Here is a 23,661-nt window from a genome sequence, read left to right on the forward strand (position 1 = left end):
CCACGACTTTAAACGGGCGCAGAGGATTTGTCAGACTACTTCGGTAGCCGAACCCTATGAAGCGTCAAGAATCACCGCACCTTCAGGTCGGTGAGTATTTCAAGGAGCACATCTATTGCCAAGCAATCCTTGGCAGTCGCGCCATTCACCCCTTGGCTGTGTCAAGCTTGGCTTTGTCAAGTTTTGACCGTCGAAGTTTCGATCTGGCTCTTCTTGGCGGGAAACCTCAACAATTTGCTAGAAATGCAGGTGTCAGAATTATGATTAGCGGCAGCCCAGACTTTATATTACCAGGACAAGGCGTAGATCATGCTCCAGAATTCCAAGAACTAGAAACTCCCGAAGGCGAGCTGCACCTGCGGTTCTACGTTCCTTCGGGGAACGAGTTTGCACTGCCGGCGACAGGGATTAGAGAGGTACTATCCCCGTCCCCAGACCGCATGACACCGATCCCCAACGTTTCCTCTTTGCTTTTAGGTACGCTAAACATGAGAGGACGAGTGATTTGGGTGGCAGACCTCGGTCAATTTCTGGGAGACCAAACACCTATGAACACAGACAGACCCGAAATCCCGATCGTGGCTGTGGAAGACCAAGACACGATTTTAGGGCTGGCAGTCGATCGAATAGTGGGGATGGACTGGCTCGACGTAGAGCAACTGCACTCCCAGAACAATGCACCAGACGGCATGATTCCATTTCTGAGGGGAGAATGGATGTTAGGTGCACCAGATCCGAAAGTGCTCCGACTGCTAGATCAAGTGAAAATTCTGCGCTCAGCGCGGTGGGCAGCGTGAAATCGATTTGAGATTTGCGATTTGCGATTTTCGATTGGGGTCTAACCATCAACAGTCACACGACTTGAGGCGCGCATCTAAAACATTCAAGATAAAAATCTAAAATCTAAAATCTAAAATCTAAAATCAAAAGAGGGCGGCAAATGGCAACAGGTACGAACTTTCAGCAGGACTACCAACGGGCAGAAGTGGCCTACACGGATGGCAACTATTCAGAAGCTGCGACCCTAGTTTATCAATTAGTAGAAGATTTTCCCGAAGACCCCAGCGCTCGCCTGCTGTGCGGACACATCTACTGCTACGGACTGCAACAGTACGAGGTGGCACGGGAACAGTACACGGTTGTGCTAGGGCTCAGTGACGACCCGAGTTTGGTCGAACACGCTCACAGCGGAATTACCTACACAGACAAATTTTTATCAGGAGAACTGCAAGGGGAAAGTTTCGAGGCTTTGTCTGCTGAAACTGAATTGGAATTCTACCCAGACTTATCTCTCGATGAAGGGTTAGAAGAGCCGGATTTGGGACTTTTTCAAGGAAATTCCCCATCCCTGTCCTATGAGAATCCATCGCCAGACGACCTGGAAAACTTGGACTTGGCCGACTTGGGCATGAGCGGCTATCCGTGGGAACCAGAAGACGACTCGGCCGGATCTGGAGAAGATTTAACCTCGCCTTCTAACCCCTTTGCTAGCGACAGCGGTGGGATGGCAGCTTATGCTGAGGCGTCCGATCCGCTAGAGGCGGACGAGTTTTCCGGCTCCGACTTTGGAGACCCTTTTGCCTTAGATGACGGAGGGTTTGATGCTGCTGACTTGTCTAGCGGGCAAGTGTCTGGTTCAAGGGCATCTTACTCAGGAGATGTGTTTTCAGAAGCTCCGACTCAGATGCTCAACGGTCAAAGTTTTGCCGGAGGAGAAACCGGGAATTCCTTCGACTCGAACGAACTCGACTCGCCCACTCCCGCGTCCGACAATTTTTTTGGCGATCCTTTTGCGGCGCTCGACTTGCCAGACGAAATCGACGGGAACTCCGACTACGACTACCAAGCCCCGCCTCTGAGCGACCAAAATCACGGTCATAACGCACCTCCGGCACAAGAAGAAGACCCCTTTGCCGAGGCAATGCCCTCGTCGGGTTTCGGGTCTTCTCGACCTCAAAACCAGCCGAATACCGGCGGGTCGGACTACTCGTCAAACTATTCGCTGGCGGAAGACGAAACGCTGTTGATGGGAGGTGCTGTCCCCAACTCTCACTCGTCAAGGTCGAGCCGGGGACAATTTAATTCGGTCGATCGATCCTCCGCCAACAGCAACGGTTACGGCGACTCGAAACCCCCGGCATTTGGTTCGGCAGACAGCTTCGAGTTAGACGCTTTTGATGACGACGCTTTCAACGATTCTTTCTCTCTCGACGAAAACGAGCAAGCGACAGCTTTCGGGGATGCGGGCAATAATAGCAGCGAATGGTCGTCAAAAACTGGGAACGCTCAAGAACACAGCGACTTTTTAGACGAATTTGACGATTTTGACGATTTGGGCAATTTGCCGGACTTTGACATCTCAGAAGATGCCAGCACTTCGAACCTCACTAGAGGTAACACCAATTTTGGCAACTCGACCAGCGGCATGATGGGTACGACCGGCAGCAGCCTGGATTTTGACAACAGCGACGGCTCGGCAATTCGGGATGACGAGATATTTAGCATTTCCGGCCCGGCTGATGCCTCGGTGGCGACTTTTAGTTCGACTGAAACAGAAGCGCTCGATACTTCGCTCACTGTAGAACAGGGGGGACTGGCTTTTTTGGAAAATGCCCCTTTGTTTACAAAACAGTTGTACACGGCAATCGGGGCCGGACTGGTTTCTCTGGTAGCTGTGGCTTTCGTCACTAACATTGCCTCTTATCAAGCTCTGCGGCAAGACAAGCCGGAGGCGATCGTTTACCTGCGCCAAACAGGCTGGGTAATGACCGCAGCCGCAGGTGTTACGAGCTTTTTAACTTCTTGGGGCATCGGCCAGTTGATCGCCAAGCAGGTGCGCAAGTCGTCGGACAATTTGCAAGCTCAGTTCGATGCCGTATCTCAAGGAACTTTGGACGCTCGCGCTACGATTTACTCGGAAGATGAATTTGGTAAAATGGCTGCTAAATTCAACCACATGGCGAAGGTGATCCAAACCACGATTAGCGATACCAGGCGCAAGTCTGACGAGCAGGAACAGGCAAAAGAAGATTTGCAGCGCCAAGTGATTCGCTTGTTAGATGACGTGGAAGGTGCGGCTCGGGGTGATTTGACTGTGACTGCGGAAGTGACGGCAGACGTTTTGGGCGCTGTTGCTGACTCGTTTAACTTGACAATTCAAAACCTGCGCGAAATCGTCCATCAGGTGAAGCAGGCGGCTCGGGAGGTCAGCAAAGGTGCTACGGATAGTGCCAAGTTTGCGGGCGATTTGTCTTCCGACGCGCTGCGACAAGCTGAGGAACTGGCGGCGACGCTGAATTCGGTGCAAGTCCTCACCGATGCGATTCAGCGGGTCGCAGAGAGCGCTAGAGAGGCGGAAGAAGTGGCTCGGGGCGCGGCGGCAACGGCTCTGAGAGGGGGCGAGGCTGTGGAGCGGACGGTGGCCGGGATTTTGGAAATTCGAGAAACTGTAGCAGAAACTACGCGAAAAGTCAAGAGGTTGGCAGAAGCTTCTCAAGAAATTTCTAAGATTGTGGCTCTTATTGCTACTATTGCCTCGCGGACGAATTTGTTGGCTCTCAACGCCAGTATTGAGGCGGCGAGAGCTGGGGAAGCGGGCAGGGGTTTTGCGATCGTGGCGGATGAGGTGCGACAGTTGGCAGATCGATCGGCTAAGTCTTTGAAAGAAATCGAACAGATCGTGATGCAAATTCAAAGCGAAACCGGCGCGGTAATGACGGCGATGGAAGAAGGGACGCAGCAGGTTATTGAGGGGACAAGATTGGCAGAACAGGCGAAGCGATCGCTTGAAGATATCATTCAAGTTACTAATCGAATTGACGTGCTGGTGCGATCGATTACGGCGGACACTGTAGAACAGAATGAAACAGCTCGCTCGGTCGCTTCGGTGATGCAGGCCGTGGAGCTAACTGCTCAGGAAACGTCCCAAGAAGCGCAGCGAGTTTCGGGTGCTTTGCAAAATTTAGTAGGTGTTGCTCGCGACCTTTTGACATCGGTGGAAAGATTCCGAGTAGAAACAGCAGAAAGACAATAATTGATTGTTTAATGCTTTTTTTACTTGCTGATTTATAAACACGTTAGTGTGGCAATGATGGCGAACAAAAAGCAACCTCGCAGTCTTGAAACAACTGCGGGGATGCCAATCCAGCACCTAAAAAAACTAGGAGTTGTACAGATGAACGATAACATAGTAGAGGTTATTCCTGGTATATTTGGGGAGATTCAGTCTACGGGCTGTATCATCTCTACTCTAGCCAAATCTAGCAGTGGCTATGCCAACAAAAGACTGAGGATTAACGGTGAATGGAAAACATTTAATGTTCACCGTTTAGTATTAGAAAATATCTTAGGTCGTCCGATTAGACCAGAATACTTTTCTTGTCATACTTGCGATGTCCGTAACTGCATTAATCCCAACCATTTATGGGAAGGTTCTCGACTAGAAAATTCTCAAGATAGGTTTAGAAAAGGACGAATTAAAGATATAGGAAGTACATCCGCTCCTAAACCTCAAAAACAACTGCGAGGCGTAGAAATAATTCCCGGTATTAGGGCCGAAATACAGCCGAATGGCTGCATGATTTGTATCTTGGCTAAAAGAAGTGATGGTTACTCGGTTAAAACTATCAAAATTAACGGTAAAAATCAAAGCTTCTATCCCCACAGACTTGTACTGGAACACAAACTGGGACGGCCTGTTAAACCCGGTTATTTTGCGTGTCACAGTTGCGACGATCGCGGTTGTGTCAATCCAGACCATTTGTGGGAAGGAACTCCCGCAGATAACTCCCGCGATGCTATAGATAAGAACCGCTTTCCTTTCGTTCCCGGTAAGATAGGTCCAAACCGCAAACTCAAACCCGAACAAGTGCGGGAGATTCGCTATCTTTTAGGTGAGGGCATATCGAAAAGAAAAATAGCCAGGACATTTGCCATATCTCGCAGTCAGATTATTCTCTTGGCAAGGAGCGAGATATACAAAGACCTTCTCTAAAACTACTAACATAGACCCAATACAATAACGATTAAAATCAGGAATAAAACTATGCTGCCGGAGCAACAACAGAGGATCATGGGCTACTTTATTGAGGAGGCAAAAGACCACCTCAATACGATCGAACAAGGCTTGCTGAACCTGCAAAGCACGATCGAAGACCCCGAACTGGTCAACGAAGTATTTAGGGCCGCTCACTCCGTCAAAGGAGGAGCAGCAATGCTGGGGCTGACCAGCATTCAGCAAACAGCCCACCGACTAGAAGATAGTTTTAAAGTTTTAAAAGAGTGCAGCGTTAAAGTAGACCAACAGCTAGAGTCCCTGTTCCTGCGAATTTTTGACACATTGCAAGGGCTGTTAGAGCAACTGTCGGGGCCTTTTGGGCTGACAGAGGAATTGGGAGAACAGATGGTTCGAGAATTGGAACCGGTATTTGAAGAACTCAACGGGCACTTGGGGGGACTCGTCGGACCCGGAGGACACGACGCAGACGAGACCAGGCTGGTGCCAGTAGCCCAACAAGTTCTGGCAGGGATGGGAGTCGGCGCGTTTGGCTCATCGAGGAGTTTTGCAGAGTCGGAGTCAGTTTACGCAAATGCAAGAGCAACAGAAGAAAGCGTGCTGCAATTAGTATTTGACTCGGACGTGCCGGCGAGGATGCGGGAACTGCTGCAAGAGTTCAAACAGCCCGAGGGGCCAGAAAGCAGGCGGCAGCTCAAGAACATTTGTCGGAATTTGGCTTTGGCGGGGGAGGAATTTGAACTGCCCCGCTGGATAGAATTGATTGAAGCTGTAGAAAAGACGATCGCCAACCCAGAAAATACCTACCGCACCTTAGCCCCAGTAATCATAAGAGACATCAAACAAGCGCAAGAACTGGTACTTTCGGGTCGAGAAGCGTCGATCGCGCCGAGCCCAAAACTTCTGGCGCTGCTGCCGGCGGTTCCGGTTCCAGAAACGGATTTTGAAGATTTGCTGGAATTCGCTCAACCGGGTACGTCGGGGAAAAATTTGGTTTCTGTTGAGGATGCGGCCTGGGATCTGGCGGACTCTGGCGATTCCCGGGATGGATTGAACAAGTTGCTGCCGAATATTTCTGGGCTGAGCATAGACGAGCTGTTCGACCAATTCGACAGTAGCGAGAGCAACGATTACAGCGCAGGTCGATCGCCCCAGTTCGACGATTCCACAGGGTTCGGAGAATCGGATCTGGAGACGGGTGCTTCGGGGCGCTCGACCCGCACCGGCCCGGAAGTGGGCGTGGCAGAACTCAACACTTTAGCTGACTTGTTTGATGGGGAATCCCCGGATCTCGACGGCGCTTGGGAAGAAGAAGAAAACCTCGACTATGCGCAGTCTTCTAGGATGCTGGCGGAGGGAATGCTGGAGTCAGACGATGATGACAATTCCGGCGATTTTACTGATTTGTTGTTTGACGAATACGGTGGGGAAAATTCGGAAACGAACGCGGTGCCTCCGATTGACGACCTCACGAGTTTGTTTGGGGAGGATTTGCTGTTTGGAAGCGAGCCAGAGGGTTCGGCGGTGGTGCTAGGTCAGGAAAATGCGGGTTTGAAGCAGCCACTAACTCGCAAACAGCTTAAAACGGCTAACGGCAGGGGCGGTTTGGAGCGGCGAGACGGCACTGTCGGCCTTGCCCTGGGGCAAGCTGAGGAAGATGCCCTGGGTACGCTTTTGGACTCCGTTGCGGCCCAAACTTCTGCTGTTGTTACGGACAGTGGTGATTTGGATGACTTGTTCGGCAATTTAGACGAAGCTGAGGCAACGGATTTGCCGAAAGTCTCTTCCGAGTATTCTCTCAACCCTGACGCTTTCGACGCAAAATCGAACAAGCCGGCGGCAGGCGGCGGCAATGATTTAGGGGATGCCGAGGCGCTCGCTGAAGCCGAAATAGATGATTTCGAGTTTCTTTCTGAGCTTGGCGAGGACTCGGATTTGAGCGAGTTGTTGGGCATTTCTTCTGATTTCCTTTCCTCAGAAGGCGAAGGTGGGGAGAGCGGGGGCGATCGACCCGAAGCTGCTGGCAGCACACAAAACGAGGAAATTGGCAGCGTTTTTAACATGACACCAAATTCTGATTTAGATATCTCTGCAAATGAAAATTGGCTAGAAGATGCTTTCGGCATGGAAGATGAGTCAGTGCCACCGGCAAACCTGGAGCTGGAGGATATGGATTTAGATGCGCTGTTTGGGGATATCACCTCGGGTCCGATTTCTGGGGATGAGGAGACTGTGCGCGATCGGCAATTGGCTGCTACTTCCCGAGAGGCGGCGGATTTGGCTGAGCTGTTCGGTTCTGTACCTACGGGTACTGAGTATGACGGGGAAGCTTCGGGGAAAGTCCATCAGGATTGGCTGAATTTAGATGGGGATTCAGAATTGCCGAGTGCGGGTGTGGAACCCGATGAGGGCGAGTTGGCGAGTTTTTTCTCGGGATCGCCGTCGTCCGCTTTTTCCGACGAAGGCTTGGCAAATTTGGCAGGGGTTGAACTTGGGGCATTGTCGGGCCCTCCTGAGTCGGAAATTTCCAGTGTCGAGTTTGATGGCGGCGCTTTCGATTTGTTGGAGGATATGTTTGGCGAAGGGCTGGTGCTGCCGGCGGATGCCCGAGGAGCGGGGGATGAGGGCGAGGCGCTTGATTTGGAGGAGTTGTCGGCAAAACTTCCCGAGGGTTTGTTGGACGCGGGAGGTGCGGATTTGCTCGATCGACCTGAAACAGAGATTGTTGGGGAGTCCGAGGGTGATGATGATTTGTTTGAAGCGCTGGAAACGGATTTTTCTGCTGGAAATTTAGAGGCGCTGTCTGCTGAATCTCTCGACAGTATTTTTGAGGGCGATGCTGAAATGCTTGCAGCTCTGGAAACTGGGGCGACTCTCAACAGCGCGATTTCGATGAGTTTTGATGATTTGTTGGATTCGAGCGATGCTGGGGCTGTGGTGACTTCGGAACTGACGACGGGCTTTTGGGACGCGGACGACCGGCCGGTCTCGGTCGATTCTTCGGAGTTGGAAGATGAGTCGCTGGCGGACTTTTTTGGCGGTATCGAATCGGGTGATGAGGATGCAGAAGGCAATTTTGACGATTTAGAAGCGATGTTAATTGCAGGGGGCGCTGGGGCTACAATAGCAGGCTCTGGGGCAACAAATCAGAGTCCGGTAAATACGGAAGTTTTCTCGGATCTCGAAGAGCTCCTCAGCGAGAGCGCAACTATACCGGAAATTAACGGGCTACGGGCGACAACTGCCAGTAAAGCTCCGCCCGCTGCTGCCGATCGGAACGACGACGACTTTGGCGATTTGGAAAAACTGCTGGAAGATTCAAAGGACGGCGGCCGCTCACAGGGGGAAGCAAATATCGGGGCGTCTGGGATCAACAGATCGAGGCGGAATGCCCGCGCGGGCGGGTTCGGCGACCAGACGATGCGGGTGCCGGTGAAGCAGCTAGATAACCTCAGCAATTTGATGGGGGAACTGGTGGTGAACCGCAACAGCTTAGAACAAGACCAAGAACGGATGCGGCAGTTTTTGGACAATTTGCTGCACCAGGTGACGCTGCTGAGCGATGTCAGCCAGCGGACTCAGGATTTCTACGAGCGGAGTCTTTTGGAGATTGCTTTGCTGGCAAACCGCCAGGGACACCGATCGGGCTGGCGCTCTGAGGAATCGGCTCACAACCGGGAAAGTGCTTGGAGACCGGAGGAAATGGACAGGTTTACTCCTTTCCACAGTTTGGCTCAGGAGATTATCGAGCTGATCGTGCGGGTGCGGGAGTCGGCGGCGGATATTGAGTTTTTGGTGGATGAGGCGGATCAGGTGACTCGCCAACTGCGGCAAGTCACGACTCAACTGCAAGAAGGTTTGACTCGCGCCCGGATGAAGCCGTTTGCGGAGACGACGGACAGGCTGTTCCGGGCGGTGCGGGAAATTGCGATTAAGTGCGGGAAGCAGGCTCAGTTGCAGGTTGAGGGTAAGGATATTTTGATCGACAAGATGATTGTGGATCAGCTTTATGACCCGATGACTCATTTGGTGAACAATGCGATTACTCACGGGATCGAACCGCCGGATGTGCGTCTGGCGGCCGGGAAGCCTGCGGTGGGCAGGATTACGATTCGGGCTTTCCACCAAGGGAACCAGACGGTGATTTCGGTTTCTGACGACGGAGCCGGAATTGACCCGCAAAAGGTGAAGGCGAAGGCGATTAAGCAGGGTTTGTTGACGGCGGCTCAGGCTCAGAGGATGTCGCGATCGGAAGTTTACGATTTGCTGTTTATGCCCGGTTTCAGCACTCAGGAACAGGCGACTGAATACGCCGGCCGCGGGGTTGGTATGGATGTGGTGCGGACTTCCTTGCAGGAGATTCGGGGGAATGTGGGGATTGATTCGACGATCGGCAAGGGGACTGTGTTTACGATCCGTTTGCCTCTGGTGTTGAGCATTTCTAAGGCTCTGACTTGCATTAGCGATCGGGCTCGCATTGCTTTCCCGATGGACGGGGTGGAGGACATGATCGACGTGCCTCGCGATCAGGTGACGACGGGGGCTGACGGTTTGCCCTGCATTGAGTGGCGGGGTTCGATTTTGCCGTTCCGGCCGCTGCGGGATTTGCTGGCTTACAACCGCCATTTGGGCCGGGGCAGCGTTTACGGGTTTAATACTGACGATGACATGATTTCGGTGATCGTGCTGCGGTCTGCTGGCAATTTCTTGGCGGTGCAGGTGGATCAGGTTTCGACGGAACAGGAAATCGTGATCAAGCAGTTGGAGGGGCCGGTGCCGAAGCCGATCGGGATTGCGGGTGCTACGGTGCTCGGGGACGGCCGGATCGTGGCGATTGCGGATGTTCTGGAACTGATCGATTTGGCTACGGGAAGGTTGCAGAAGGAAGCTGGCGGTACGCTGTGGGATGAGAGCGAGAGAGCCACTAAGGAGGCGGAAATTGAGAAGACTGAGCCGACTGTGCTGATTGTGGATGATTCGATTACGGTGCGATCGCTGCTTTCGATTACTTTTGAGAAGTCTGGCTACCGGGTTGAAGAGGCTCGCGACGGTAAGGAAGCTTGGGAAAAGATGAAATCGGGTCTGCCTTGCGATATCGTGTTCTGCGATATTGAGATGCCGAGAATGGACGGTTTGGAGCTGCTTTCTCGGATGCAGAAGGATGCGGTTTTGTGTGAATTGCCGATCGCGATGCTAACTTCTCGCGGTGCTGACAGACACCGCCAAATGGCTTACGGTTTGGGCGCGAAGGGCTATTTCACTAAGCCTTATTTGGAGGAGCAATTGCTCGATGCTGCTTCTCGGATGTTGAAAGGTGAGGTTGTTGGTGCTCCGGCTGCGGTGTAAGTGGTTGAGGTTTGAAAAAATATGAGTCCTGCGATCGCGATCGCAGGACTTGTATCATATCCGGTTAATTAAGGATCGCGAATTAAGGAATGAAAATTTAGGAATGAAAATTTAATAACTTTAGCGTTTGTTAAATAGTCGGCACTGCACGATAATTCCATTTTGGTAGATATTCATCAAAAATAATTTTCATTGTTTCTTTAAATCCATTAGCTACTTTTCGACCAGTTTCATAAACTTTATCAATCACATTTACTACGACAGAAAGCCCGGTTTTAGTATGCGTTTTTGCCATGAGTTTTTTCACGAACTCAAGACTGGTAAAAATTACTCCTTGACAGGCTCTAGTTACGTGAGGAAACAAACGATGTTCGATCGGATTATATTTCGATGTATAGGGAGGATAGTGTGCGATTCTAATTTCTATTCGGAGCTTCGTCAACTAACTTTTGTAAATCTGATTTAAAGTGATGATTAGAATTATTACTGCCACCTCCATCGCATTTTATTAAAATTGAATCGGCTTGAGGGTAGATAAATTTTCCGTAATTAACCCACCATAATTTAATCGATTCACAAGCAAATTCACTCGTGTCTTTGCTGATTCCCAGGTTTAAATATCCTCGGTTATATTGCAGATCGTAAATTCCATGAGGCACTACTTTTCCCTCAGCTAGACTCCAAAAATTATGGTCAAATGTCGTAACAACTTCGGTAGTATACAGGGCTTGCTGAATAGAACTAGAAGCTATGACTGCCAAGGGTTTCAAGATTTTTAAACACAAAAAAGTGCTTTCGTTATGACGTTTGTCGGCTCAAAATCCTTGGATTTCGGTGGAAAATTGTGGAGTAAATTTGGGAACCCATCTCCGAATCTCCCATTCTTCAAGCTGTTTGGCACCTAGATTCGATTTGTGGACTTTTTCAGTAAGCCCTATATAGACTGCCTGCTCGATAGAGATTTCCAATAAATTCCTTCTTTTTGGTGTCCATACTAACAATCGGATTTCCCTGTAACTCATCCTGGGCGGTAATTAGCAAGATTCTCAAATTGTTCATTCCGATTTTTTGTGACTCAGGTTGTTTGTTGTTTTTGAGCTTTACGTTTCACATATCCATTCTTTTTTAACAGTTTTTTGACGACTGTTGTGCTGACTATTGTTTCCTGAGCCTTTAGGCCTTCAACTATTTGTTGATGAGTCAAATTTGTCCATTTAATTTTTTCGGACATTGGATCTCCGGCTGTGTGGTTTTTTAAGACTTCTAAAAAACGCTCATTTAAATCAGCTATCTGAGAATCCCTAGTTTTTCTTCCTCCCCCAGGTCGGCGAATTCTTTGTTGATTCAAGGTGGGTTCTGATTTATTTTTTAACTCTTTAATTCCCTTGGCTATTGTATTCCTGTCTACTCCCAAAATTCGGGCTATGTAAATGATTCCACCGCGACCAAGTTTTACGGCTTCTATCGCTGCATATCTTCTTTTGTCTTTTTCAGATAAAGACTGATGATGTTGGAGCATTAAAGCAGTAATTTCGTCAGAGTAATACATAAATTAAGTTAGAATCAATGATTCAAATCAACAAATCACGGGCGACACAAGCAGAACCAAGTAGGTATAATATTTGACATCCATACCCAAACATGAACCTATTCATATTCACTCATTTACTTATTATACATCGCTGAGGTTATTAAATTTTCATTTCTAACATAACGCTCAAACCCTTTAGCACGGAGCAAGTAGGACGCGGGCGATAAAGTACCTAAGAATACCGAGTCATACAAGCGAACGGGCTATCCTTGCTTTGTCATTCCAGAGACTCAAGCATTTTTAGGGTATTTATGATAGAGAAAAAGCTTTTCATTTCTGCTTTGTTGGCAGTGCTGACCCTCGGTTGTCTGACGATCGTACCCGCGATCGCCAACTCTCGATCGCAGTCAGCCCCTCAAGCCCTGACGAGCGCGCCACTTGCCCCAACTATAGCTCAGTCTCCTGCACCCGCAGCACCGCCTCGGTTGCCGAACCCCAGCTTACCCAATATTGTACTTTTGGCGACAGGGGGAACGATCGCCGGAACAGGCGCAACTTCTACTACAACCGCAGGGTATCAGGCGGCAAAACTGCCCGTTGAAAGCTTGATAACAGCCGTACCAGAGCTGAAAAATATCGCCAACGTTACGGGCGAGCAGGTGCTGCAAATTGCCAGCGAAAATATAACCAACGAAGGCTTGCTGAAAATTGCCAAGCGCGTCAACGAAGTTTTGGCTCAACCTGACGTAAACGGTGTTGTCATCACCCACGGCACAGATACGCTCGAAGAGACTGCCTATTTTCTCAACCTAGTTATCAAGAGCAAAAAGCCTGTGGTGGTGGTGGGAGCCATGCGACCGGCTACGGCTATCAGCGCCGACGGGCCTCTAAATTTATATAACGCAGTGGCGATCGCTGGCAGTCCAGAATCAGCAGGTAAAGGCGTGTTCGTCAGCCTCAACGACCAAATTTCGGCGGCACGGGAAGTAACGAAAACGAACACCACTAGCCTCAATACTTTTCAGGCCCCCGACGTGGGTTATTTAGGCTATGTTGAGTTGGGCAAACCCTACTTCTACAGAATGCCGATTCGCAAGCATACGGTAACAACTCCCTTTGAAGTCAGTACGCTCGCCGCACTGCCCCAAGTTGATATTATCTACGGGTACGGCAACAACCGCCCCGCCATGCTCGATGCTGCGATCGCCGACGGTGCAAAAGGCATTGTCTATGCCGGGGTCGGGGATGGTAGTATTTCCGTGCAGTTGGAGCCCGCAGCGATCGCGGCCAGCAAAAAAGGGATCGTTATTGCGCGGAGTTCGCGCACGGGTTCGGGGCGAGTGGTGCGAAACGGGGAAGAGAAAGATGATGAAAACGGTTTTATTGTTGCGGATAATTTAACTCCTCAAAAAGCTCGCATTCTCTTAATGCTGGGTTTGACGGTAACAAGCGACCCGCAAAAACTCCAAGAGATGTTTTTCACCTATTAGGCTCGTACCAATTTACATTCTAACTGCGATCGGACTGCTAGTAAATAAAAGTTTGTAATCGCAAAACCATTGCTGGTTGCTAACAAAGAACAGCTCTAACCTGCCTCAATAAGTAAAAATACTTTTGGCACTCAACAGCAGTAAGTTGACATGAAGAAGCAGTAAATTGACATTAACCAGGCATTTGCAGTAGAAAAACAGGTATAGCGTATTTCCTGCAACTGCCTGTACTCTGATTTTGTACAGCAAATGACTGACTTTCTACAGCAAATGACTGATTTTAGCTGATACAAAAATTAGCTATTTTTTAGCGTTTTTAACAAAAGCTGAATTGGTTGTACAGTCAAGTTGACATCTCTGAGCTGAATCAACAGTCAAACTTGATTAATGACATTCCGGTTAGCGTTCTCCGATTTGCTGTCGCCACATGGCGTAGTAAAGCCCCTTCTGAGTCACCAGTTCATCATGGTTTCCACTCTCCACGATTCGACCTTTTTCCAAAACAAAAATCGGATCGGCGTGCATAATCGTAGACAATCGATGGGCAATCAAGATTGTAATTTGCTCTTTCAGGGCTGAAATTTCTTTAATTGTTTCAGTAATCTGCTCTTCGGTCAGAGAATCTAATGCAGATGTTGCCTCATCGAAAATCAACAGCCGTGGTTGACGAATCAAGGCGCGGGCAATGGAAATCCGCTGCCTTTCACCGCCCGATAATTTGACACCGCTTTCACCAATTATTGTATTTATACCTTGTTCCGATTGGGCGAGTAAATTGTCACAGGATGCTTGTTTGAGTGCTGCAATAATTTCTGCATGGGTAGCATCAGGTTGGACAAATTGCAGGTTTTCCTTAATTGTGCCTGCAAATAAATGGGTGGACTGGGTGACGAATCCAATTTGTCGCCGTACCTGGTTGTACCGAATATCTTTGGTGGAAATGTCGTTGTAAAATACTTCTCCGGTACTAGGTTGATATAAGCCCACTAGCAATTTTACCAATGTTGATTTACCCGACCCTGAAGGCCCAACAAAGGCGATTGTATCCCCCAGATTTGCCGCAAAAGAAATCCCATCCAGAGAATTTTGAGAGGCTCCCTGATGTCGAAAGACAACGTTTGAGAAGCTCAAACGATTCACCTGTCCAATCTCGATGGGTGATTCAGGTCGGCGTTCAATCGGTTTTTGCATCAGTTGATCGAAGTGCTGCAACGATGCTTCGGCTTCACGATAGGTCAGAATAATGTTGCCCAGTTCTTGCAGCGGCGCAAAAATAGAAACAGAAATAAATTGCATGGCAATTAACTCGCCTGTGCTCAACACATCTCGAAAAATGAGCCACAGTAGTGTGAATAAAATGGATAGTTTTAGCAAGCTAAGCGTCGTTCCCTGCAAAAACGATAAGAGCCGGATTTGTTTGACTTTCTCCATTTCCAGGGCAAAGATTTGGACGGTTTGTGCTTGTAAACGCCGAATCTCTGGGAAAGTTAGCCCCAAACTTTTGATCAGCTCAATGTTATGCAGCGACTCGGTAATAAACCCAGAGCTTTTAGAAGTTTCGCGCATAATTGAGCGTTGTTGTCCTTTTATTTTTTGGCTCAAAAGTCCGGTTAATCCCCCTAAACCCAACACGCCAACTACAAATACGGGCACCAGTGCCCAATGTTTGGTCACAGCATACCAAACCAGAAAACCCACTCCGACGATTGACGAAAATAGGGTATTAATAAACGAATTTATAAAGCGTTCTGTGTCACTGCGAACCTTTAACAAAAGGGCTAGCGTTTCACCGCTTTGCTGGTTTTCAAATTCCTGATAGGTAAGCCTTAGTGTTTGTCGCAACCCGTCGTTAAATATCTGCGTGCCAAATTTTTGCACTACCAGCCGGGTCATGTATTCTTGTATAGCTTTGGTGAGTCGTGACAATACTGCAACTGCGACTGCGATCGCTAATAGCACCAGCACTCCAGAGACTAGCTCTGCATCCGTTTTGGTTCCCCGTTGGGTGGCGTAATCGTCAATGATTTTCCCAAAAATAATCGGGTCTACCAGTGCTAGAACCTGGCTGATACCGGCTAGTAATAACGATAGAACGGCAAGCCATTGATAGGGCTTTAGGTAATTCCAGAGAATACGCATTGACTTATCTGAATTGTGCTCCAGTAGGTTTCGATCGGCTTTTGTTTGAGTATAGAGTCTATTTGACATCATCTTTTACGGTCTTGTGGTAACGTTACCGTAAAAGCACAAACCATCAACCATGCCTTACTGTAGCAGTCTAAGGGACTCAGAATGGGAAATAATTGAACCTATACTACTACTACATTAGGCTATTGCCTACGAAGAAGCAGACGCTTGACGCTTGAGTCTAACGTCTAACACAACCACATATCCGTCCAATCGTCAGGGGGAAAGCCGGGAAATCCGTTGAATTTGGGGCAAAACTATCAGCAAGTTGTCGCAACGGCTACGTATTTTTAGACCGAATTAGTTGGGATAATTTTAACGAATCTGTAGACTTAAAAAGGCAGGTCGAAGAATTTATGCATATTTACAGGATGCTATCGGTGAATCAATTCATGTAGATCGAATTTATCGAAATCGGGAGAATCGAGCTTGGTGTAAAGAAAGACGAATTAGAATGAGTGGCCCTCCTTTGGGAAGACCACCGAAAAACATTAGTAAGTCAACTAAGAAGCAAGCTCAATTAGATGAGAGGATTCGGAACTCAATTGAAGGAAAATTTGGAGAAAGTAAAAGAAGATTTAGCCTCGGTAGAGTGATGACTAAACTTTCTAATACTTCTGAAACAGCCATAGCAATCACTTTTTTGGTGATGAATCTTTCCGCCCTGCTGCGGCAGGTTTTGAGGATTTTTTTGTGTCTATTTCAGAATAAACACCATTTTTCCTATTTTCCGGCTGGGTTGATTAGCTCATGTTATATGTACAAAGAATTGTTTAATCAAAACTTATCTCTTCTACTTGCTCAGGAGTTAATTCATCCTTCTGAAGGTTGTTTTCTTACTTATTCAGCAAGCCCTACTTAAATCCGGCTCAATTTCCCTCTTTCAGTCAAATCCTCTATTGTCGGTTTCGATCGGCTGCTTTTCGATTTTAATCGATCGCCCTGTTGCTGTTTAAGGGGGGTGTTAGGGCGGATTTGTTCAATGATTTAAGAGTTAATTTGGAGAAATTTTGACGGTGGGCGAGGGGCTCGGTGAAGCAGGGCTCGGTGAGGGATTGGGTGAAGGAGTGGATTGGTCGGATTTTTTGAGACCGACAAAAGCGTCGTAGCGGGTGCTACGATCGCCAATGACGGCCGCTGTAACGCCGATCGACCGCGTGGCGTCTATCCAGATTTTTTGGTTGGGAGGAAACTCTGGTAAAGCTAGGTTTTTCGGGTTAAACGCACTCTCGGTGTCGATGAAGAAATTGCCGTTGTGGGGTTTAAGTTGCGATCGTACAGTTTTCTGGAACAGTTCGCTGCTTAAAAGCGGACTTTTCGGTGCCGGAACGATCGCATCAACCACCGGAGCTCCTACTGTGATAAACGCTACATCGTTCATCCAGCCGCGAGTTACCGTAATCCCTCCAAACGGCGATGTCCATTTAATCGCAGGTTTGCCGCCGACTTGAATTTCCTCAACTCTAAACCCTTTAGTTTTCATCGTTTCATCAAGCTGTTTGAGGGATTTGTTGGCTGCGCTGCGGTTGTTTGTTTCCACCATAAATACAAATCCAGCAGCAAATTTGTCTTTCGGATTCTGGGCGGCGGCTGGTATTAATGATAGAGAAAATTCTCCCGCCATCCAGTTGATGAAGTCTTTATCTAAATCCATGCCAGTAGTGGATTTTAAACCTGCACGCAAAACTTGGGGATTAATCGGCGAAATCGGGTTTGCCTCGGCCCCCAATACGTAGTCTTGCCACAAACGCTGCAAGTTGCCGCCGGATACCATCATTATTGTATTGTTTGGCAGGCGGTTAACCATTTTTAGAGCGTTGTTTTCTACTGCTATCCTTCTGGTAGAATCTGGTTTTAGCCAAGAGATTGATTTGAATTCAATTCCTTCTGCATCCAGCGTCGCTGTGGTGGCAAATCCCTGATTTTGTTGCAGTTTTTCGAGGCTTTCCGGCGAAATTTCGCGGGCTGAGTTGGCGGCTGTAAAGGCTGCTGCAACGGGGATATTGACGTAGATTTGAGCGAAGGCTGGGGAATTTTTTATTTGTTGTACGGCGTCTGCATAGCCGGGGGTTTTGGCGAGGGATGGTTCCCCTTTGTAGGTGTCGATTATGCGATCTGTGGCGGTGGGATCTGTGGTGACTGCTAGATAGTTTGTACCGAGTACCGCGACTGAGAAATTGCGATCGGGCATACCTTGAGTTTCTGTAACTTGCACCCCTTTATAATTGCGCTCAACCATTTTTCCTTGGTTGAGGGCTCTGGGTTTTGCTAATAATTCTTTGGCTTTGATCGGGTTGGCAATTGGCAGGATAATTGCTACTGACTGTTGAATTGGCGGAGGCGGGGGCGCGTTGGGTGCGGGCGGGGGGACTGGTATGGCTATTTTGTTTCGCAGAAAGGCCACCATTGCCGTATTCCCCACCCAGGGTTGAATGTCTTGCGCGTAGGCGTAACCGTTGCTTGTCAGGAGGCGATCGCGCAATTCGCTTAAAAACCTTTCAAACGAAGCTTTTGACTCGGGCGTGCCAAATCCTCGCAGTTTATTCCACTGCGATTCATCGGTGGTGATGGATAGGGCCATCATCGTATCTTGCGGGACAACGGTTGCTCCCGCCGGCAAATCTTTGGCGGAGTCGCGGGAAATGACGATCGAGTAGGTGAGAAAGCCTAAACCGATCAGAAGTGTGGCGGCTCCGATCGTAAACAGCAGGGAAGATTTATCTTTCTTAAACATTATTCGTAAGGTTCGGGTGCTCGCAATATGATAGATGATTTCCTTGCCTAATGTAGCAGAATTTGAAGTAAAGGGAAAAAGAAGACCGGGCGGTTGAAACCGCGTCTATACAAACGAAACCCGCCTCCGCGGGTTGAAGGCAAAGCCTTAAAATCACCTTCTTATCTTCAGTCCGCGGAGGCGGACATCGTTTGTGTAGATGCGGTTTCAACCGCCGTCTTATCTTAATTGAATCAGTTCCTAGCCTTAAAGTCTTTAAAGATAGTTTGAAATGAGTACATCAGCCGGTGAACATCGTTTGTGGCTCTCGGAAAAATGTTGAGTTCCCATTTTTTGCGCGCGGTAGTTAGCAGTTTTGCTACGGGTTGGGAGTAACTGTTAGAAATGAAATAGCTGCCGCCTTCGTAACGAATATCTGACGCTAATCCGATAAAAGCACCGGCCATTTCTAGTTTGAGTTCCGAGGTGCAGTGCTGAGATTTTACTGCTAAAATTACCTGCGAGTGCCGGGGTTCGCGGTTGAGCAAGCGACAGATATTCGCTTCTTTTTGGTACAAAATTAAAACGTTGCAGTTGTGCAGAACTCCGGCTCTACCTTGGACTTTTACTCCTAGGTGAACTTCCAGGGCTGGCTTGTCGGGAAATTCCACCACAGCATGAGTGTATGGATGTGCAGTTCCGTGAATTTTTCCCGCTGTTTTTCTAAATGTTAAATATTTCGGTGTTTCGTCGTCTAAAACATTGTTGTAATAAATAGTACCGCCTTCATTAGCAACTGCTTTTAGCAGGATGGTGAAGAGGTAAGTGTCAAAAATTCTGGCTTGTTCTGCCGCTGTGTTAAACTCGGGATCGATCGAGCTTTTTAATTTGCTTTTAATTTCGGAATTGATGGCGTAGTTGCTCGGCCCGGAGGGCAGTTTTTCGAGCAATGGCTTGAGGGCGATCGCCTGTTTGTGGCGGGGGGCTGTGACGCTGGAGGTAAACTCAATTGTTTTGGCAGTTTCTGCACCTGAATTGGCAAAGGTAATTTTTGTGCCGAGGGGAGAGGTTTCTGATTCTACTTTTAAGAAATAAGCAATTTCGTCTTCCATTTCGGAAGTGTTCACAGTCGCTTGCTCGACAGCATCAATTAACAGCAAAAGTTGTTCTTTTGCGGTATAATCTTCTATCTTGAGCAGGGGTGTTTTTCTTTTGAGCGATCGCTCTTCTATTACTTTGCCTATCTCTACAGTATCGGCTACTTGTTGAACTACCCAACCTAAATTAAACTCATCCAGAATTGCCGCCAGTTCCTGATAGAGTTTGGCGTACTCGATCTCGTCCATAATGGTTTCTGCGCTGCATACTATTCTGATTATACAAGCAGATTTGATTTTTTGGTCAATGGCTGTGATGGGAGAGGGGGAGAGGGGGAGAGGGGGAGATGGGGAGATGGGGAGATGGGGAGAGGGGGAGATGGGGAGATGGGGAGATGGGGAGAGGGGGAGAGGGGGAAAATCTTCTATCAAACCTCAATATCGATTTATTAAATCCGTTACATCCGTTATAAAATCCGTTGCCGAACTTCCTGCTGCTTGAGAGAGACAATTGGGAGTAAGCTATTCTACGACATTTGTAGCGATCGAACTATGGCAACTATCAACGACAACTACCTCAAACTCAAAGCCGGCTACCTGTTTCCCGAAATTGGGCGCAGGGTGAAAGCCTTTGCAGAGGCGAATCCCGAAGCGCCCATCATCCGGCTGGGGATTGGCGACGTGACTGAACCGCTACCGGAAGCTTGTCGGGAGGCGATGGTGGCCGCAGTGGAAGAAATGGGTTCGCGGGATACCTTTAAAGGATACGGCCCGGAACAAGGTTATGAGTGGCTGCGGGAGAAAATTGCCGAACACGATTTTAAGTCGCGGGGATGCGATGTGGATGCTTCGGAAATCTTTATTTCTGATGGTTCTAAGTGCGATTGCGGCAATATTCTCGATATCTTTGGCAACAATAACACGATCGCAGTTACAGATCCAGTGTATCCGGTGTATGTAGACACGAACGTGATGGCTGGGCACACCGGAGATGCCAACGAAAATGGCGAATACGGCGGCTTAGTTTACCTGCCAATTACAGCGGAAAATAATTTTACTGCGGAAATTCCCACCGACAAAAAAGTCGATTTAATTTACTTGTGTTTCCCGAATAACCCGACGGGGGCAACTGCAACCAAGGAACACTTGCAAGCTTGGGTAAATTATGCTAAGGCTAACGGTTCGATTATTTTCTTTGATGCAGCCTACGAAGCCTATATTACCGATCCGAGTTTGCCGCATTCTATCTACGAAATTGAAGGGGCGCGGGATTGTGCGATCGAATTTCGTTCTTTTTCCAAAAATGCTGGTTTCACGGGTACTCGCTGCGCGTTAACAGTTGTACCGAAGACTTTGACTGGAAAAGCAGCAGATGGTTCCGATGTCGAAATTTGGAAGCTGTGGAACCGCCGCCAATCTACTAAATTTAACGGAGTTTCTTACATCGTGCAGCGCGGTGCTGAGGCGGTTTATTCGGAGGCTGGCAAGGCACAGATTCAGGCGTTAGTCAATTTTTACATGGAAAATGCTGCGATTATTCGCGAGAAATTGACAGCGGCGGGAATCGAGGTTTTTGGTGGTGAAAATGCACCTTATGTGTGGGTGAAAACGCCTCACGGTTTGTCGAGTTGGGATTTCTTTCAGAAGTTGCTGGAAACTTGCAATGTGGTGGGAACTCCGGGTTCTGGTTTTGGTGCGGCGGGTGAGGGTTATTTCCGCATTTCGGCGTTTAACAGTCGGGAGAATGTGGAGGAGGCGATGAGACGGATTGTGGAGAAGTTTAAGGTGTAAAAGCGCGAGAGATAAGTCTTTTTGGGGCGGGCAAGATGCCCACCCCACCAGAATTTGATATGTTGTGGAACAGGCATCTTGCCTGTTTTTGTGGGCGGGCAAGATGCCCACCCCACAAGAAATTGATATGTTGTGGAACAGGTATCTTGCCTGTTTCTTTGGGCGGGCAAGATGCCCACCCCACAAGAAATTGATATGTTGTGGAACAGGCATCTTGCCTGTTTCTTTGGGCGGGCAAGATGCCCAACCCACAAGAATTTGATATGTTGTGGAACAGGCATCTTGCCTGTTCATGAAAATAGTAAAAAATGTGAGTTATAATCTAAAATGATTGTGGCTCAGGGTTTCCATACAAAATACCAGCCAACACCAGGAGTTTTTTATGCACTTGCTACGAGTTCAAGTTCCTGATTTTCGCGGTTTGAAAAATATAGACATCACTTTTGAAAAGGATTTTGTTCCTAGTATTTTTCCGCTTGGCAGTCAAAATGGCGGCGGTAAAAGTACGCTGTTACAGTTAATTTTTGTGTTGCTGCACTGTTCTGTCGATGAGAAGAAAAAGCCATTTTTAGAAAATCTGCTTCAGGGATTTAAAATTTCTGAGGGGGAAGACAAAAGAGTGTTAGCCATTATTGACATTTGGGATGGAGAAAAAATTGTTAACCTTAATTTTTGTTCGGAAAAATGTTCACCGTTTGAAGCGATGGTTGATTTTGATGAACAGATAAATTCAGAAGATAGCCTAAATATATGTTATTATTCAAGCATTCAAACAAATCAAAATCAAGAGCCAAATACAAAGCTACAATGTCATTTGACTTATCAAAGTAAAGAACAAGCAAAATTATTATTACATAAGATATCGCGTAAAATTTTCCTGGCAGCTCCTTCAACACAGATTTTCCTATTTCTTCCGCCGACTTCTCGAAAATTATTATTTAGTAACTCAAGTAACGGAGATAAGAATTATTACGGGATACTCGAATCTGCACGCTCTCAATTACAAGGCTTGTTTACCTATGACTTTCTTGCTGTAAAGTTACTTATTAAATCATTTAAAGATGCTCGCGACCGCGACTTTAGAGAAGCCATTAAAACAGGGAGCTACGGTAATAACTATCAAACTCTAATTAACGACTTAAATTTGATGTTGTCAAATAAAAGGATAAATGTAAATGAAGATTTTTCTGGCGTCAATTTTAAATTGTATAATAATGGTGAAACTATAGAACTGTATCCCGAAGATTTAAGTCACGGCGAACTCAAACGACTCAGCATTTATATATGGCTCAAGTCTCGCAACATAGAAGATGCTATTGTTTTGATGGATGAAATTGAAATTGCTTTTCATCCAGATTGGCAATATCAAATTATATCAGACCTCAAAGAGTGGGGGCCCAGCAATCAATATATTCTGGCAACTCACTCCTACGCTTTGTGTGAAGCTCTGACACCGGCTCATGTTAAAGAAATAGAGCCAAAACTGATTAAAAAATAATCTAATATTACAAATGAGTCTGAATCCAGAACAGCTAGAAGAACACTGCAAAATAATTCTTAAATCTCCCAGAATTAAGAACAAAATTGTAGTGTTATGCGAGGGCCCTATTTCCGATATCGAGGGTACACGATCGCCTCAAGCTTATAAAAACATGGAGAAAATGCCGGATGCCAACTTTTATAAGGCTTGCGTTCCGACATGGTGGAGACAGAAGCGACCGGAATTTTTCAACTGTGGCGATCGCGCAAGTGTAATAAATACTTATTTTAATCTTTTAACATTACACAATCATGATACCACTAATTCGTATTTAGAGCCAGATCGACTTTTTGCAATGATAGATTTGGACTTGCACCTGCAAAAGATTGATGATTACATTTTTCCAGATACAGAAGCAATTTTTTGCAATCTTTACGAAAAATCGGAGGTGAAAGCACAAAATGCAAAACTGCACCGGATATGGATTACTGGTTTAATTCATAAAGAAGCATATTTTCTTACACCTGAGCTTCAATCAATATTTGATGATTATCCTCATCCTCCGATGTATCAGGATAATCCTGTTGAAGTGAATAGTATTTATATGGATATGGCTGATAAAATTAGTAGCGATCCCGACTTAAAGAATAACCTTAACATACAGAGAGCACTCGATCGCATAAATCATTGTTTAAATTGTACAGATTTAGATAAATTACAAGATTCATGGAAAACTGAGTTTAAAAATACGTCCGATGAAATGTGCAAGCAGCAATTAATTATGGCTTTGCTCACAATTAGAAAAGCTAAGGATTATTGGGGACAAATTAAGCCACCCGTTGACTGGAGCGGTAACGATCGCGTATTTAGAGAACAACTATCGTTAGAGATTGGCAGATTTTATTCAGAGCAAAGTAGTGATGTTAAGTGTCATATTCCTTTTTTTTTCAACACATTGCATGAGTTTGTTTAATCATTCTTGGACGCAACATCACCACGGATTGGGAACAAT

Annotated in this window: 14 protein-coding genes and 1 pseudogene; 9 read left to right on the forward strand and 6 right to left on the reverse strand. The window is 47.3% G+C overall.

What is annotated here, in order from left to right; all coding sequences use genetic code 11:
- The first annotated feature begins 263 nt into the window (after nucleotides 1–263).
- The 4 genes from QUB70_RS15775 to QUB70_RS15790 all read left to right on the forward strand — a co-directional run bounded on the left by QUB70_RS15775 (nucleotide 264) and on the right by QUB70_RS15790 (nucleotide 10,360).
- Entirely contained in the window at nucleotides 264–797 is a 534-nt protein-coding gene (locus tag QUB70_RS15775) for a chemotaxis protein CheW (RefSeq protein ID WP_332981787.1), read from the forward strand.
- A 143-nt stretch (nucleotides 798–940) separates the two neighbouring features.
- Nucleotides 941–4,033: a methyl-accepting chemotaxis protein gene (locus QUB70_RS15780; protein ID WP_332981742.1), complete on the forward strand. Its 3,093-nt coding sequence runs from the start codon at nucleotides 941–943 to the stop codon at nucleotides 4,031–4,033.
- Nucleotides 4,034–4,174: 141 nt separating this feature from the next.
- Nucleotides 4,175–4,993: an HNH endonuclease gene (locus QUB70_RS15785; RefSeq protein ID WP_332981745.1), complete on the forward strand. Its 819-nt coding sequence runs from the start codon at nucleotides 4,175–4,177 to the stop codon at nucleotides 4,991–4,993.
- Nucleotides 4,994–5,044: 51 nt separating this feature from the next.
- Complete coding sequence (locus tag QUB70_RS15790) at nucleotides 5,045–10,360, forward strand: hybrid sensor histidine kinase/response regulator (RefSeq protein ID WP_332981746.1); 5,316 nt, start codon at nucleotides 5,045–5,047, stop codon at nucleotides 10,358–10,360.
- Nucleotides 10,361–10,490: 130 nt separating this feature from the next.
- Here the strand turns inward: QUB70_RS15790 and QUB70_RS15795 are convergent, their stop codons facing one another.
- The 3 genes from QUB70_RS15795 to QUB70_RS15805 all read right to left on the reverse strand — a co-directional run bounded on the left by QUB70_RS15795 (nucleotide 10,491) and on the right by QUB70_RS15805 (nucleotide 11,909).
- A complete protein-coding gene (locus QUB70_RS15795) occupies nucleotides 10,491–10,802 on the reverse strand; it encodes an ISAzo13-like element transposase-related protein (protein WP_332981747.1) in 312 nt (103 codons plus the stop codon).
- Nucleotides 10,777–11,121 (reverse strand): ISAzo13-like element transposase-related protein, encoded by a 345-nt coding sequence (locus QUB70_RS15800; RefSeq protein WP_332981748.1) that lies wholly within the window; start codon nucleotides 11,119–11,121, stop codon nucleotides 10,777–10,779. Before QUB70_RS15800 ends, QUB70_RS15795 begins: the two co-directional genes overlap by 26 nt.
- 314 nt (nucleotides 11,122–11,435) lie before the next feature.
- On the reverse strand, nucleotides 11,436–11,909 hold the full coding sequence (locus QUB70_RS15805; RefSeq protein WP_332981749.1) for an ISAzo13-like element transposase-related protein: 474 nt from the start codon (nucleotides 11,907–11,909) through the stop codon (nucleotides 11,436–11,438).
- A 293-nt stretch (nucleotides 11,910–12,202) separates the two neighbouring features.
- Here QUB70_RS15805 and QUB70_RS15810 point away from each other — a divergent pair, with 293 nt between their 5' ends.
- Nucleotides 12,203–13,381 (forward strand): type II asparaginase, encoded by a 1,179-nt coding sequence (locus QUB70_RS15810; protein WP_332981751.1) that lies wholly within the window; start codon nucleotides 12,203–12,205, stop codon nucleotides 13,379–13,381.
- A 399-nt stretch (nucleotides 13,382–13,780) separates the two neighbouring features.
- On the opposite strand, the gene QUB70_RS15815 is transcribed toward QUB70_RS15810, so the two are convergent.
- Nucleotides 13,781–15,520 carry an ABC transporter ATP-binding protein gene (locus QUB70_RS15815; RefSeq protein WP_332981752.1) on the reverse strand — a complete coding sequence of 580 codons (1,740 nt, stop codon included), beginning with the start codon at nucleotides 15,518–15,520 and terminating at the stop codon, nucleotides 13,781–13,783.
- A 236-nt stretch (nucleotides 15,521–15,756) separates the two neighbouring features.
- Between QUB70_RS15815 and QUB70_RS15820 the strand changes: the two are divergent.
- Nucleotides 15,757–16,430 (forward strand): annotated as a pseudogene (locus tag QUB70_RS15820) (transposase); the annotation flags it as partial.
- Between the two features lie 132 nt (nucleotides 16,431–16,562).
- Here the strand turns inward: QUB70_RS15820 and QUB70_RS15825 are convergent.
- The gene (locus QUB70_RS15825) at nucleotides 16,563–18,302 is read right to left on the reverse strand and encodes a DUF3352 domain-containing protein (protein ID WP_332981754.1); all 1,740 of its coding nucleotides are present in this window, start codon (nucleotides 18,300–18,302) and stop codon (nucleotides 16,563–16,565) included.
- A 233-nt stretch (nucleotides 18,303–18,535) separates the two neighbouring features.
- Nucleotides 18,536–19,627 (reverse strand): hypothetical protein, encoded by a 1,092-nt coding sequence (locus QUB70_RS15830; protein ID WP_332981756.1) that lies wholly within the window; start codon nucleotides 19,625–19,627, stop codon nucleotides 18,536–18,538.
- A gap of 303 nt (nucleotides 19,628–19,930) precedes the next feature.
- On the opposite strand from QUB70_RS15830, the gene QUB70_RS15835 reads away from it, so the two are divergent.
- From QUB70_RS15835 to QUB70_RS15845, 3 genes are all read left to right on the forward strand, one after another.
- Nucleotides 19,931–21,169: an LL-diaminopimelate aminotransferase gene (locus QUB70_RS15835; protein WP_332981758.1), complete on the forward strand. Its 1,239-nt coding sequence runs from the start codon at nucleotides 19,931–19,933 to the stop codon at nucleotides 21,167–21,169.
- A gap of 382 nt (nucleotides 21,170–21,551) precedes the next feature.
- A complete protein-coding gene (locus QUB70_RS15840; protein WP_332981760.1) occupies nucleotides 21,552–22,667 on the forward strand; it encodes an AAA family ATPase in 1,116 nt (371 codons plus the stop codon).
- A gap of 13 nt (nucleotides 22,668–22,680) precedes the next feature.
- Nucleotides 22,681–23,622 carry a hypothetical protein gene (locus tag QUB70_RS15845; protein WP_332981762.1) on the forward strand — a complete coding sequence of 314 codons (942 nt, stop codon included), beginning with the start codon at nucleotides 22,681–22,683 and terminating at the stop codon, nucleotides 23,620–23,622.
- Nucleotides 23,623–23,661 lie beyond the last annotated feature (39 nt).

The organism is Microcoleus sp. A003_D6, from assembly GCF_036702825.1.
Lineage (GTDB): Bacteria > Cyanobacteriota > Cyanobacteriia > Cyanobacteriales > Microcoleaceae > Microcoleus.

Excerpts from the sequence above, each read along its gene's own strand:
- QUB70_RS15780 (WP_332981742.1), top strand. The coding sequence starts at position 941 with ATGGCAACAGGTACGAACTTTCAGCAGGACTACCAACGGGCAGAAGTG.
- QUB70_RS15785 (WP_332981745.1), top strand. The coding sequence starts at position 4,175 with ATGAACGATAACATAGTAGAGGTTATTCCTGGTATATTTGGGGAGATT.
- QUB70_RS15790 (WP_332981746.1), top strand. The coding sequence starts at position 5,045 with ATGCTGCCGGAGCAACAACAGAGGATCATGGGCTACTTTATTGAGGAG.
- QUB70_RS15805 (WP_332981749.1), bottom strand. The coding sequence starts at position 11,909 with ATGTATTACTCTGACGAAATTACTGCTTTAATGCTCCAACATCATCAG.
- QUB70_RS15810 (WP_332981751.1), top strand. The coding sequence starts at position 12,203 with ATGATAGAGAAAAAGCTTTTCATTTCTGCTTTGTTGGCAGTGCTGACC.
- QUB70_RS15815 (WP_332981752.1), bottom strand. The coding sequence starts at position 15,520 with ATGCGTATTCTCTGGAATTACCTAAAGCCCTATCAATGGCTTGCCGTT.
- QUB70_RS15825 (WP_332981754.1), bottom strand. The coding sequence starts at position 18,302 with ATGTTTAAGAAAGATAAATCTTCCCTGCTGTTTACGATCGGAGCCGCC.
- QUB70_RS15830 (WP_332981756.1), bottom strand. The coding sequence starts at position 19,627 with ATGGACGAGATCGAGTACGCCAAACTCTATCAGGAACTGGCGGCAATT.
- QUB70_RS15835 (WP_332981758.1), top strand. The coding sequence starts at position 19,931 with ATGGCAACTATCAACGACAACTACCTCAAACTCAAAGCCGGCTACCTG.
- QUB70_RS15840 (WP_332981760.1), top strand. The coding sequence starts at position 21,552 with ATGCACTTGCTACGAGTTCAAGTTCCTGATTTTCGCGGTTTGAAAAAT.
- QUB70_RS15845 (WP_332981762.1), top strand. The coding sequence starts at position 22,681 with ATGAGTCTGAATCCAGAACAGCTAGAAGAACACTGCAAAATAATTCTT.